At 62.0% G+C, this 13,350-nt stretch carries 10 protein-coding genes and 2 tRNA genes; all 12 read left to right on the forward strand.

Translation table 11 applies throughout. The annotated features are described in order from the left end of the window. Window positions 1–1,422, forward strand: a complete 1,422-nt coding sequence (gene dnaA, locus LFT43_RS00005; protein WP_268025608.1) for a chromosomal replication initiator protein DnaA — start codon at window positions 1–3, stop codon at window positions 1,420–1,422. Window positions 1,423–1,945: 523 nt separating this feature from the next. Next, complete coding sequence (gene dnaN, locus LFT43_RS00010) at window positions 1,946–3,070, forward strand: DNA polymerase III subunit beta (RefSeq protein WP_395800060.1); 1,125 nt, start codon at window positions 1,946–1,948, stop codon at window positions 3,068–3,070. Window positions 3,071–3,216: 146 nt separating this feature from the next. Continuing rightward, window positions 3,217–4,101, forward strand: a complete 885-nt coding sequence (gene gnd / locus LFT43_RS00015) for a phosphogluconate dehydrogenase (NAD(+)-dependent, decarboxylating) (RefSeq protein ID WP_395800062.1) — start codon at window positions 3,217–3,219, stop codon at window positions 4,099–4,101. Window positions 4,102–4,124: 23 nt separating this feature from the next. Then, on the forward strand, window positions 4,125–5,318 hold the full coding sequence (recF, locus tag LFT43_RS00020) for a DNA replication/repair protein RecF (RefSeq protein ID WP_395800064.1): 1,194 nt from the start codon (window positions 4,125–4,127) through the stop codon (window positions 5,316–5,318). Further along, window positions 5,305–5,859 (forward strand): DUF721 domain-containing protein, encoded by a 555-nt coding sequence (locus tag LFT43_RS00025; protein ID WP_395800066.1) that lies wholly within the window; start codon window positions 5,305–5,307, stop codon window positions 5,857–5,859. Before recF ends, LFT43_RS00025 begins: the two co-directional genes overlap by 14 nt. 396 nt (window positions 5,860–6,255) lie before the next feature. After that, the gene (gyrB, locus tag LFT43_RS00030; RefSeq protein ID WP_395800068.1) at window positions 6,256–8,331 is read left to right on the forward strand and encodes a DNA topoisomerase (ATP-hydrolyzing) subunit B; all 2,076 of its coding nucleotides are present in this window, start codon (window positions 6,256–6,258) and stop codon (window positions 8,329–8,331) included. A gap of 62 nt (window positions 8,332–8,393) precedes the next feature. After that, a complete protein-coding gene (gyrA, locus tag LFT43_RS00035; protein WP_395800070.1) occupies window positions 8,394–11,135 on the forward strand; it encodes a DNA gyrase subunit A in 2,742 nt (913 codons plus the stop codon). Beyond that, on the forward strand, window positions 11,132–11,845 hold the full coding sequence (locus LFT43_RS00040) for a DUF3566 domain-containing protein (RefSeq protein WP_395800072.1): 714 nt from the start codon (window positions 11,132–11,134) through the stop codon (window positions 11,843–11,845). The genes gyrA and LFT43_RS00040 overlap by 4 nt, the downstream gene beginning before the upstream one ends. A gap of 113 nt (window positions 11,846–11,958) precedes the next feature. Beyond that, window positions 11,959–12,032: transfer RNA gene (locus tag LFT43_RS00045), tRNA-Ile, on the forward strand. A gap of 57 nt (window positions 12,033–12,089) precedes the next feature. Beyond that, the gene (locus LFT43_RS00050; RefSeq protein WP_265978190.1) at window positions 12,090–12,206 is read left to right on the forward strand and encodes a DLW-39 family protein; all 117 of its coding nucleotides are present in this window, start codon (window positions 12,090–12,092) and stop codon (window positions 12,204–12,206) included. Between the two features lie 72 nt (window positions 12,207–12,278). Further along, window positions 12,279–12,354: transfer RNA gene (locus LFT43_RS00055), tRNA-Ala, on the forward strand. A 66-nt stretch (window positions 12,355–12,420) separates the two neighbouring features. Next, the gene (locus LFT43_RS00060) at window positions 12,421–13,329 is read left to right on the forward strand and encodes a DMT family transporter (protein ID WP_395800074.1); all 909 of its coding nucleotides are present in this window, start codon (window positions 12,421–12,423) and stop codon (window positions 13,327–13,329) included. The last annotated feature ends 21 nt before the right edge of the window (window positions 13,330–13,350 follow it).

Below are 13,350 nucleotides of genomic sequence, written 5' to 3' on the forward strand. Positions count from 1 at the left end.
ATGACGGTAGACGACGCCAACCACGCCAACACGGTCGGAAGTTCCTGGCGGCGGGTGCTGAGCCTGCTGGAACAAGACGATCGCGTCACGCCCCGCCAACGTGGTTTCGTTATCCTCGCCCAGGCGCAAGGCCTCATCGGATCCACCCTCCTGGTGGCCGTGCCCAACGAGCTGACCCGCGAGGTTCTCCAGACGCAAGTCAAGGACGCCCTCGACGACGCCCTCCGCAATGTCTTCTCCGATGACATCCGGTGCGCCATCGACGTCGACACAGACTTGGTGCCCATCCACGAAGAGCCGGCCCCCGCCGTCGAGCTCTCTTCCGCGAACGACTTGGCCGTGGAACTGAAGCCGCAGCCCACCCCGCCGAGTACTTCGCACGAATTTGGCCGACTGAACCCGAAGTACGTCTTTGACACCTTCGTGATCGGTTCGTCCAACCGCTTTGCCCATGCTGCTGCCGTCGCGGTCGCCGAAGCACCCGCCAAGGCGTACAACCCGCTGTTCATCTACGGTGATTCCGGGCTGGGCAAGACCCACCTGCTGCATGCGATCGGCCACTATGCCCGCCGGCTCTACAGCGGCATCCGTGTGCGCTACGTGAATTCCGAGGAGTTCACCAACGACTTCATCAACTCCATCCGCGACGACGAGGGTGCCAGCTTCAAGACCACCTACCGCAACGTCGACGTCCTGCTGATTGACGACATCCAGTTCCTGGCAGGCAAGGACCGGACGCTCGAAGAGTTCTTCCACACCTTTAACGCCCTGCACAACAACAACAAGCAGGTGGTCATCACCTCGGACCTTCCGCCCAAGCAGCTGGCGGGCTTCGAAGACCGCATGAAGTCCCGTTTCGAGTGGGGTCTGCTGACCGATATCCAGCCGCCGGAACTCGAAACCCGCATCGCCATCCTCCGCAAAAAGGCGCAGAGCGAGGGTTTATCCGCCCCCGACGACGCCCTGGAGTACATCGCTTCCAAGATCTCCAGCAACATCCGCGAACTCGAAGGCGCGCTGATCCGCGTCACTGCGTTCGCCAGCCTCAACCGCCAGGCCGTGGATGTAGCCCTCGCCGAAATGGTCCTGAAGGACTTGATCACCGACGACGGCGCCCAGGAGATCACGGCTGACCAGATCCTGAAGCAGACGGCCGAGTACTTCAAGCTCAGCATGGAAGAGCTTTGTAGCAAGTCCCGTACGCGCACCTTGGTGACCGCGCGGCAGATCGCCATGTACCTGTGCCGTGAGCTCACGGATATGTCCCTGCCCAAGATCGGTCAGGAGCTTGGCGGCCGCGACCACACCACGGTGATCCACGCCGACCGCAAGATCCGCGAGCTCATGGCCGAGCGCCGTGTGATCTACAACCAGGTGACAGAGCTGACCAACCGCATCAAACAGCAACAGCGCGATTCGTAAGCGGCCACTACATACCTTATTAACAGGCGCATGTGGATAAGCCTGTGGATACTTAAGGGGACAAGCGCGGTTAATGGGCTTAAAACCCTTAAGGCATCTGTGGATCATCAAAAACGGGCCCGGGGGTTATCCACGTCCACACCCTGTTTAAAACCCAGTCACCCACACATCGTGAACAGGCCTTAACCGCGGAACTGCGGGTCCAGAAGCAGTTATCCACAGTTTCCACAGGGGTTATTAACACTACTAATCCCAAAAAAATGAATTCCCTTAAATAACAATCTCCTTCCGCCCACTCACCGACGCAGCCCGCGGCTGCTCTGAACCACAAGCCAGCAAGCCAAGGATGGGTTAATGCCCGAACTTCCGGCTAAGCTGTCTGCATCGCGTCCATCCTTGGCGCTGCTTTGTAGTTCGTTTACTGCGGACCCTGCAGCTTTCGGGTTTCGGGCGCTGGTTTTCGGGGCTCCTGGGGAGTTTCCGGTAGAACACTGGCAGCAGCAATGAAAGGCGGCACCCTTCCGTGAAGTTCAGAGTCGAGCGGGATGTCCTGGCAGAAGCCGTCACGTGGACAGCCCGGTCGTTGTCTCCGCGGCCGCCCGTCCCGGTCCTTTCAGGTCTCTTGCTCAAGGCAGAAGCCGGAACAGTGAGCCTCTCGAGCTTTGACTACGAGACCTCTGCCCGTCTTGAGATTCCCGCCGACATCACCACCGAGGGAACAATCCTGGTTTCCGGGCGCCTCTTGGCCGATATCTGCCGCAGCCTTCCATCGGCGCCCGTCGAAATCGAAACCGATGGCAGCAGGGTCACCCTCACGTGCCGTCGAAGCAGCTTTCATCTCGCTACGATGCCGGAATCCGAATACCCGCCGCTTCCCGCACTTCCCGCTATCAGTGGAACCTTGCCCGGCGACGCCTTCGCCCAGGCAGTCTCCCAGGTCATCATCGCGGCCAGCAAGGATGACACCTTGCCGATCCTCACCGGTGTCCGGATGGAGATCGAGGATGACATGATCACCCTCCTCGCCACGGACCGGTACCGCCTCGCCATGCGGGAAGTACCGTGGAAGCCCGTTACTCCAGGAATTTCCACCAGTGCCTTGGTGAAGTCCAAGACCCTCAACGAAGTGGCGAAGACCCTCGGTGGCAGCGGTGACATCCACCTCGCCCTCGCCGATGACGACAGCCGCCTGATTGGCTTCGAAAGCGGCGGACGCACCACCACGTCCTTGCTCGTGGACGGCGACTACCCCAAGATCCGTTCGTTGTTCCCGGATTCCACGCCGATCCACGCAACTGTCCAGACGCAGGAGCTTGTAGAAGCTGTTCGCCGCGTTTCCCTGGTCGCCGAACGAAACACCCCGGTCCGCCTGGCGTTCACCCAGGGCCAGCTGAGCCTCGACGCCGGCACTGGCGAAGACGCCCAGGCGTCCGAGGAACTGGAAGCCCAGCTCAGCGGGGAAGACATCACAGTAGCCTTCAACCCGCACTACCTGGTGGAAGGCCTGGGTGTCATAGAAACCAAGTTCGTGCGTTTCTCCTTCACCACGGCCCCCAAGCCGGCCATGATCACTGCCCAGGTTGACGCCGACGGCGATGACAAGGGCGACTACCGCTACCTCGTGATGCCCGTCCGCCTGCCCAACTAGTCCCCACCGCCACCCTCGCCTCGCAAGTCCCCGCCGGCGAGGGAACCCTGGCGGGGTGGGCCCAGACAGTTGTTGTCGTTCTGGGCCCCAAAACGACAACAGTCGGGTAAATACCACAACCACCAACGCAGAAAAGAGTTCACACCGTGCACATCGGACTGATCGGCCTTGGAAAAATGGGTTTCAACATGCGCGAACGCATGAGGAACGGCGGGATCGAGGTCACTGGCTTTGACCGCAATCCCGACGTCGCCGACGTCGCTTCCATCGATGAACTCATCGCCGCGCTTCCGGCGCCACGACTGGTCTGGGTCATGGTTCCTTCCGGCGACATCACCGATGCTGTGATCAGCGAACTTGGTGAGAAGCTCTCTCCCGGGGACATGGTGATCGACGGCGGTAACTCACGCTTTACCGAAGACCAGAAGCATGCGGCTTTCCTGGGATCCAAGGACATCCGGTTTGCCGATTGCGGCGTTTCCGGTGGCATCTGGGGCCTGCAAAACGGCTACGGACTCATGGCAGGTGGCGCAAATGAAGACATCGAGCTCGCTATGCCGGTATTCGATGCGCTCCGCCCCGAGGGCGAACGTGCCGACAGCTTCGTCCACGTGGGTGGCGTGGGTGCAGGCCACTACGCCAAGATGGTGCACAACGGCGTCGAATACGGTCTGATGCAGGCCTACGCCGAAGGCTACGAACTGCTGGCGGCCAAGGACATAATCAAAGATCTTCCCGGCACCTTCCGCGCCTGGCAAAAGGGCACGGTTGTCCGTTCGTGGCTGCTGGATCTCATGGTCAAGGCTTTGGATGAAGATCCGGGCTTGGCCTCCATCGGCGACTATGTCGAAGATTCAGGCGAGGGACGCTGGACCGTCGAAGAGGCCATCGCCAACGCCGTTCCGGCACCGGCCATTACTGCTGCGCTCTTCGCGCGCTTCTCCTCCCGGGAGGACAGCTCACCGGCCATGAAGATGGTTTCGGCGCTGCGCAATCAATTCGGCGGACACGCCACCCGTCCGGCCAATTAGGCCCAGGGCAACCAGCAGTACGCGTGTACCTCGAACATCTTTCCCTCACCGATTTCCGCAGTTACGCGCAGGTTGACCTCAAGCTCGGCCCCGGGGTCACTGTCCTGGTGGGGTCCAATGGCATCGGCAAGACGAACCTCATGGAAGCCATTGGATACCTGGCCACACTGAGCTCGCACCGGGTCAGCACGGATGCGCCCCTCTTGCGCTTCGGCACCGAACGGGCTTTGATTCGCGCGAAACTTGTCAGCGGCGAACAATCGACGGTGGTCGAACTCGAAATCAACGCGGGACGCGCCAATCGTGGACGAATCAATCGCGGGAATCCGGTGCGCGCCCGCGACATCCTGGGCATTTGTCACACGGTGCTGTTCGCCCCTGAGGACCTTGCCTTGGTCAAGGGTGATCCGTCCAACCGCCGACGCTTCCTCGATGAACTTCTGGTCAGCCTCATGCCGGTGCACGCGGCGACTCGCAGTGACTACGACCGCGTGCTCAAACAACGCAACGCCCTCTTGAAATCGGCTCGCACCGGGAAGTTCACTTCGGGACATGAAGCAACCCTCGATGTCTGGGACCAGCACATGGCCCGGGCCGGCGCGGAACTCCTGCACGCACGGCTGGAACTCGTGGAGCGGCTCCGCCCCCACCTCAGGAGCGCTTACGCGCAACTGACGGATGGCACCAAGGAAGCCGGTGCGGTTTATCGCTCCACCATCCAGGGGGTGTTGGACGACGACGGTGGTCCCGCCGAGCACATTGACGAAGGTTCGAACGGGGTTGAGGACCTCCGCTTGTTTTCCGTGGAACAGCTCACCGAGCGCTATGTCGAGGCCTTCGCCGCGTCGCGCCGCAAGGAATTGGAACGTGGGATCTCCCTGGTTGGACCGCACCGCGACGAACTCGAATTGGTTCTAGGGCAAGCTCCCGCCAAGGGCTATGCCTCCCACGGCGAAACATGGTCGATGTGCCTTTCCCTGCGCCTCGCCTCGTACTACGTCATGCTCGACGACACGCGGACCGGCGGTTCGGCCCCGATCCTCATTCTTGACGATGTGTTCGCCGAGCTGGACGTGCAGCGCAGGCGTAAGCTGGCTGCAATAGTGGCCGGCGCCGAACAGGTGTTGGTGACAGCCGCCGTCGACGCCGACATTCCCGAGGAACTGGCCGGGCGGCGCGTGAAGGTAGTGCCCGGAGGCATTGATGGAGAAGGATAGCCCCGGCGCACGCCAGCCGGGCAGGGACCCTGACGAGATTGACGCTGCCCAATCGGCACTGAACCGGATGCGCGAAGCGGCCGCCGCACGGGGCGAAATCCGGCGTGCTGCGCCGCGTACCGGTGCCGCTCCGAAACGGAAAGGCGTCCGTGATACCCGTGGTTTCAGCCAATTCCATGGCAGTGGCCGGGACCCTCTTGGTTTGGGGAAAGTCGTGGGGAGGCTAGTAGCTGAACGGGGTTGGACGTCCCCGGTGGCTGTCGGTTCCGTGATGGCGGAATGGGACGCCCTGGTGGGTCCGGAAATTTCGGCGCATTGCACCCCGGAGAGCTTTACCGACACCACGCTTCACGTCCGCTGTGATTCCACGGCCTGGGCGACGCAACTTCGGCTCCTGAGTACCAGCCTTCTGGAGATGTTCCGGAGGGAGCTCGGCGACGGTGTGGTGACGTCAATTCAGGTGCTCGCGCCAACCGCACCGAACTGGCGAAAGGGCGGCCGCAGCGTCAATGGACGAGGCCCCCGGGATACCTACGGGTAACTTCCCGGGCACCCGCGTCAGCCGGGTTCCTTGAACGGCGCACAGGGCGAGAAACCTCCCCGGACCGTATAGCTCCCTAGAGGGTGCTCTTTTGATGGCTTGCAGATGGGGCCAGCGGCCTCCCACAGGTACATTCGTCAGCATTAGCGCCGGGTTTTGCAAGGAACAGCGCTCAGTCACGATAGAATCGGGCATAGACAACTGGGCGCCGGTGAACGTTGATTGGCTTCGCTGAACAGGAATGTAAAAGCGGATCCGCCAGTCACGAAGTAGCCGGCGTTAGCAGTGACGTCCCTGTTGGCGGCTGCCGTATCCCTGTGGTGTGTCCTGACGGACGTGCTTCCTTGGTGCGGTGACGGCTGGCGACCATCGAACACGGAGGAGTCGAAAGCGCCTGTGGCTAACGACAATGCAGAAACCTTGGCAGTAGAGCCCGCGAAGGAGAACGCCCATAAGCCTGACACACCCTCAGGGTCCAGGGAGTACGGTGCAAGCGACATTACTGTGCTTGAGGGTCTCGAAGCGGTGCGCAAGCGCCCCGGTATGTACATCGGATCCACAGGCCCGCGCGGCCTCCATCACTTGGTGTACGAAGTGGTGGACAACTCGGTGGACGAGGCCCTTGCCGGGTACTGCAGCCACATTGAAGTGACCCTCCAGGCCGACGGCGGCGTGAAGGTGGTAGACGACGGCCGCGGCATCCCGGTGGATATGCACCCCACGGAGAAGAAGCCGACCGTTGAGGTTGTCATGACCATCCTGCACGCGGGCGGTAAGTTCGGCGGCAGTGGCTATGCCGTGTCCGGTGGCCTCCATGGCGTCGGTATTTCCGTTGTCAACGCGCTTTCGCGCAGGGTAGACACCGAGGTGCGTCGCCAGGGCCACGTTTGGCGGATGACTTTCGGCGACGGCGGCAAGCCACAAGGTGGGCTCGTCAAGGGCGAAGCAACCGACCAGACCGGAACGTCCCAGACGTTCTACCCGGACGGCACCATCTTCGAGAGCACTGATTTCGATTTCGAGACTCTCCGTGCACGCTTCCAGCAGATGGCCTTCCTCAACAAAGGCCTGCGCATCACCCTCACGGACGAACGTCCTGTGGCAGGGGCAGGCGACGATGACCTGGATCTTGACGCAGTTGCTACTGACGGCGAAGTGGCGGCAGAACACCGCACGGTCATTTACCAGTACAACGACGGTCTGCTCGACTACGTGAAGCACTTGAACTCAAGCAAGAAGGTGGACGTCGTCCACGAGGACGTTATCGCCTTCGAAACCGAAGACACTGAGCGGCACATCGCCGTCGAGGTCGCGATGCAGTGGACCACGGCCTATTCCGAGAGTGTCCACACCTACGCCAACACCATCAACACGCACGAGGGCGGCACCCACGAAGAAGGTTTCCGCGCTGCGATGACGTCGCTCATCAACCGCTACGCGCGCGAGAAAACCATCATCAAGGAAAAGGAAGACAACCTCACTGGCGACGACATCCGGGAGGGTCTCACAGCCGTTATCTCGGTGAAGTTGTCTGAGCCCCAGTTCGAGGGCCAGACCAAGACCAAACTGGGCAACTCAGAGGTGAAGGGCTTCGTCCAACGCGTGGTCACCGACCAGCTTGGCGACTGGTTGGAACGAAACCCCGGCCCGGCCCGCGACGTCATCCGCAAGGCCGTCCAGGCTGCCCAAGCGCGCATGGCTGCCCGCAAGGCCCGCGACAACGCACGTCGCAAGAGCCCCCTGGAATCCTTCGGCATGCCGGGCAAACTGTCCGACTGCTCCTCCAAGGACCCCGCGCGCTGCGAGGTCTACCTTGTGGAGGGTGACTCCGCAGGCGGTTCGGCCAAGCGTGGACGCAACCCCGAAACCCAGGCCATCCTGCCACTGCGTGGCAAGATCCTGAACGTGGAACGCGCACGCCTGGACAAGGCCCTCGGCAACAATGAAGTCCAGTCCATGATCACGGCCTTCGGCACGGGCATCGGCGAGGACTTCGACATCTCCAAGCTGCGGTACCACAAGATCGTCCTCATGGCCGATGCCGACGTGGACGGCCAGCACATCACCACGCTGCTCATGACGCTGCTGTTCCGCTACATGCGTCCGCTGATCGAGAACGGCTACGTCTACCTCGCTCAGCCCCCGCTATACCGCATCAAGTGGTCGAACGCCCCTCACGACTATGTCTATAGCGACCGTGAACGTGACGCCAAGCTGGTCTCCGGCCAGGCGGCTGGCCGCCGAATCCCGAAGGACAACGGCATCCAGCGTTACAAGGGCCTAGGCGAAATGGACTACACCGAACTTTGGGACACCACCATGGACCCGGACCACCGCACGCTCTTGCAAGTCACCATGGACGATGCCCTGGCAGCGGACCAGACCTTCTCCGTGCTGATGGGTGAGGACGTGGAATCGCGCCGGAATTTCATTCAGCAGAACGCCAAGGATGTCAGGTTCCTGGATATCTAGAGACTTCAAGGCCCTAGGAATATTCCAGAACTGACATATACCTGAAACGGAAATCATAGATTATGAGTGAAGAAACACCCGAGGTTCCGGCTGAGTCGGCCGGCATTCCGGAACCGGTACTTGAGGGCGATGTGTTGACCGACCGCATAGACCAGGTAGACCTGCAGACGGAAATGCAGCGTTCCTACTTGGACTATGCCATGGCCGTTATCGTTGGCCGTGCGCTTCCGGACGTCCGCGACGGCTTGAAGCCGGTCCACCGCCGAGTGCTCTACGCGATGTTCGACGGCGGCTACCGCCCGGACCGCTCCTTCAACAAGTGCGCCCGCGTAGTGGGCGAGGTCATGGGCCAATACCACCCGCATGGTGACACCGCGATCTACGATGCCCTGGTCCGCCTCATCCAGGACTGGACCATGCGCTATCCGCTGGCGCTGGGCCAGGGCAACTTCGGTTCCCCCGGAAACGACGGGGCCGCAGCTCCGCGATACACGGAAACCAAGATGGCCCAGCTGGCCATGGAAATGGTCCGTGACATCGACGAGGAAACTGTCGACTTCCAGGACAACTACGACGGCAAGAACCAGGAACCCACCATTCTGCCGGCGCGTTTCCCCAACCTGCTGGTCAACGGTTCCTCCGGCATCGCCGTCGGCATGGCCACCAACATTCCGCCCCACAACCTCCGCGAGGTTGCCGAGGGCGTGCAGTGGTATCTAGCCAACCCAACGGCGAGCCGTGAAGAGCTTCTTGAAGCATTGCTGCTCCGCATCAAGGGCCCGGACTTCCCGACCGGGGCCACCATCCTGGGCCACAAGGGCATCGAGGACGCGTACCGCACGGGCCGCGGCTCCATCACCATGCGTGCCGTGGTGAACGTGGAGGAACTCCAGGGCCGCACGTGCCTGGTGGTCACCGAACTGCCGTATCAGGCGAACCCGGACAACCTGGCCATTAAGATCGCCGAACTCGTCAAGGACGGCAAGATCCAAGGCATCGCGGACCTCCGCGACGAGACGTCCGGCCGGACCGGACAGCGACTGGTGATTGTTCTCAAGCGCGACGCCGTGGCCAAGGTTGTGCTCAACAACCTCTACAAGCACACCCAGCTGCAGGACAATTTCGGCGCCAACATGCTTGCGATCGTCGACGGCGTACCCCGCACGCTGAGCCTGGACGCCTTCATCCGGCACTGGGTGATCCACCAGATGAATGTCATTGTCCGGCGGACTCGCTACCGGCTGCGCAAGGCCGAGGAAGAGGCGCACATCCTGCGCGCACTTCTCAAGGCGCTGGACATGCTGGATGAGGTTATCGCGCTCATCCGAGCGTCCAACACCACCGAGGCTGCCCGCGATGGCTTGATGGGGTTGCTGGAGATCGACGAGCTTCAGGCCCGCGCCATCCTCGACATGCAGCTCCGCCGCCTCGCCGCGTTGGAACGGCAGAAGATCCAGGACAGGCACTCCGAGCTTGAGGCCATGATCACGGAGTTCAACTCGATCCTGGCGTCCGAACAGCGCCAGCGCGACATCATCAGTCAGGAACTGGCTGAGATCGTGGCCAAGCATGGTGATGACCGCCGGACCCACATTCTCATGGGCTTCGACGGAGACATGTCCATGGAAGACCTCATCCCCGAGGAAGAAGTGGTGGTCACCATCACCCGCGGCGGGTACGTCAAGCGCACACGGAGCGACAACTATCGTTCGCAGCAGCGCGGCGGCAAGGGCGTCAAAGGTGCCCAGCTGCGCGGCGACGACGTCGTGGAACACTTCTTCGTCACAACCACGCATCACTGGTTGCTGTTCTTCACCAACCTGGGCCGCGTGTACCGGGCCAAGGCGTACGAACTTGCCGAGGCCGGCCGCGACGCAAAGGGCCAGCATGTGGCAAACCTGTTGGCCTTCCAGCCGGACGAGCACATCGCCCAGGTCCTTGACCTGCGCGACTACGAGCAAGCCCCGTACCTGGTGCTTGCCACCAAGAACGGCCTCGTGAAGAAGACGCGCCTGGAAGACTATGACACCAATCGCACCGCCGGCGTCATCGCTATCAACCTCCGGGATGGGGACGAGCTCGTCTCGGCGCAGCTCGTGTCCGAGACCGACGATCTCCTCCTGGTTTCCCGGAAGGGTCAGTCCATACGCTTCACGGCCACAGACGAGGCGCTGCGTCCCATGGGGCGCGCGACCTCTGGAGTGACAGGCATGAAGTTCCGCGAAGACGACGAACTCCTCGCGGCCGACGTCGTCCAGGACGGCTCGTTCGTGTTCGTGGTGACCGAAGGCGGCTACGCGAAGCGCACTGCCGTCGAGGAATACCGGCTCCAGGGGCGTGGCGGCCTGGGCATCAAGGTGGCCAAGCTTCAGGAAGAGCGCGGCGACCTCGTTGGTGCCCTGATCGTCAACGAAGAGGACGAAGTCCTGGTGGTCATGGAGGGCGGCAAGATTGTCCGCTCTGCTGTGGCCGGTGTTCCTGCCAAGGGCCGCGACACCATGGGCGTCATCTTCGCGAAGCCGGACAAAAACGATCGCATCATCGAGGTGGCCCGAAACAGCGAACGCGGCCTTGATGGCGAGGATACCGACGACGAGCACGGCGATGGCGCTGACAACGACTTAGCCGCCAATAGTGTCGAAAATCCTCTTGGAGGACCGTCCGAGGCGGCCGATGACGTAACGTTGGCTGCAAACGGCGGCGCCGATGAGGCGACCGCAACGGCCGAATCGGGATCGGCCGCAGGATCCGGTAATGGGTCCGGCGTCGAGCTGAACGAAGACAACACCGGAGGTAACGAGTGAGCAATTCGGACTCATATCCCAAGCCGAGTACGGGTGTCCCTGGAGGATTCCGGCAGCCGTCGGCTACTCCGCGGGTAGACGCACCGGCCCGTCCCCAGCAGCGCCCAGCGGCATCTGCTTCGAGCCCGGCAGGAACTGGCGCGGAGAGGGTCCCGGGTCAACGCCCGGCCGTTCCCGGCCAGCGGCCGGCACAGGGTCAGCAGCGCCCGGCAGGGCAGCGTCCCGCCGTTCCCGGACAGCGTCCTGCACCCGGACAGCGTCCTGCACCCGGCCAGCGGCCCGCGCAGGCTCAGCAGCGTCCGGCCGCAGGGAATCCGGGGCTTGTGAAGCCGGCACCGAAGGCAAAGGTCCGCCGCGCCCGCTTGCTGGTCAGCAAAGTTGATCCGTGGTCGGTGCTGAAGATGGCATTCCTGCTGTCCGTTGCCTTGGGCATTGTGACCGTGATTGCAGCGATCGTTCTCTGGACCGTTCTGGACCTCACTGGCATTTTCAACCAGGTGGACAGCCTTCTGGGCACGCTGGCAGGTTCGGAAAGCGGTGGCTTTGAACTCAAGAAGGTCGCATCGCTCGGACAGGTTGCCTCCTTCGCCACCATCATTGCCGTGGTGAATGTGGTCCTGCTGACCGCCCTCTCCATGCTGAGCGCCGTGCTGTATAACATTTCGGCAACACTCGTGGGTGGCATCGGAGTGACCCTCACAGACGACTAGCCCAAACGGTCGGAAAAAGAGGGAAACTGCTGGAAAACAGTGGTGAAAATACCTCGATTTGAGATCGGGCCGGGATGTGCTGTAAAGTCATGTCTCGGCCCGAAGAGGTATCGGGGCGTATAGCTCAGGCGGTTAGAGCGCTTCGCTGATAACGAAGAGGTCCCAGGTTCAAGTCCTGGTACGCCCACGGAACCTGCACAGGTTTTGCTAGAGGTTCAGGAAACTGAATCGGAACGGGGTGCATGTGAAGAAGTTGCTCATAGTTGCAGCTGCGGTCGCAGGCGTCCTGCTCTACAAAAAGGTGCAGGAATCCGAGGCCCGGAAAACGGTCTGGAGCAAGGCAACCGACACGGTTGACTAGCCCGGACGCCTGGTCTGGACATGGTGAAAACCATCGAAGGATCTAGGGTAGTATGGATGGGTTGCTTCTTATGGGGGCATGGCGCAATTGGTAGCGCACCTGCTTTGCAAGCAGGGGGTTCGGGGTTCGAGTCCCCGTGCCTCCACCATAAGAAAGAGTCCCGGTCAGAAATGACCGGGACTCTTTGCGTTAACCACTTCACTAAGGTTGAGCTGTGAACTTCATTGTTGCTGCTTTGGGCGTGCTCGGCGTCGCATCATCCGGCCCGCTCATCGCGGGAACCCTCGGCGCCACGTCTGTCACGGCACTGGCTATCGCCTTCTGGCGCAACGCAATCGCCGCCGTCGTCATGGCCTCCCCGGTCCTGATCCGCGAACCACGGCAGTTCCGGAAGATTACGCGTCACGAGTTCACCTGGTCCGCCGTCGCGGCAGTCGCGCTGGCCTTCCATTTCGCATGCTTCATCACCGCGCTTCAGTTGACGTCTGTCGCTGCCGCCACCGCCTTGGTTTGCCTGCAGTCGGCGTGGATCGCCGTCTTCCAGTTCCTTCGCGGCACGCGGCACCGCTGGCCGGTCCTGGTAGGCCTGGGCATTGCACTGGGTGGTGTCGCCGCAATCACGGGCTTCGATATGGGAACCTCACCGAAAGCCTTCCTTGGTGACGTTCTGGCCCTCGCCGGAGGCGCACTGGCCGGGCTCTACACGTTGGCCGGAGGCAAGGCGCGCCAGAGCATGGGGACCGGGACCTACACGACGCTTTGCTACGGGATCTGCGCGGCCATTGTTGCCGTATTGGCCCTCGCGGGCGGCCAGCCGCTTGTAGGGTTCGACGCCGGCGGCTGGCTGGGGATTGTGGCCATCACTGTGTGCGCGCAACTGGTGGGCCACACCGCCTTCAACCACCTTCTGGCCACGATGAGCCCGCTGTTGGTCTCCATGATCATCCTGCTGGAGATTCCCGGCGCAGCCCTTCTGGCCGCGGTATTCCTGCGCGAGACCCTGCCGTCCGGGACCTATGCGGGGCTAGCCTTGATCCTGGCCGGACTCGCCGTCGTCGTAATCGGTCAGTGGCGCGGCAAAGCCGGGCCCGAAGGCAAGATCGCTGAGCTGGGTACCGACTGAGCCCGGTACCGATTGACGCGG

Origin of the sequence: Arthrobacter sp. FW306-04-A, assembly GCF_044358315.1 — a bacterium.
Taxonomy (GTDB): domain Bacteria; phylum Actinomycetota; class Actinomycetes; order Actinomycetales; family Micrococcaceae; genus Arthrobacter.

What these genes read in the sequence shown, in the direction of transcription:
- LFT43_RS00025 (WP_395800066.1), top strand. Translation starts at nt 5,305, where the DNA reads ATGGAGAAGGATAGCCCCGGCGCACGCCAGCCGGGCAGGGACCCTGAC.
- dnaA (WP_268025608.1), top strand. Translation starts at nt 1, where the DNA reads ATGACGGTAGACGACGCCAACCACGCCAACACGGTCGGAAGTTCCTGG.
- gyrA (WP_395800070.1), top strand. Translation starts at nt 8,394, where the DNA reads ATGAGTGAAGAAACACCCGAGGTTCCGGCTGAGTCGGCCGGCATTCCG.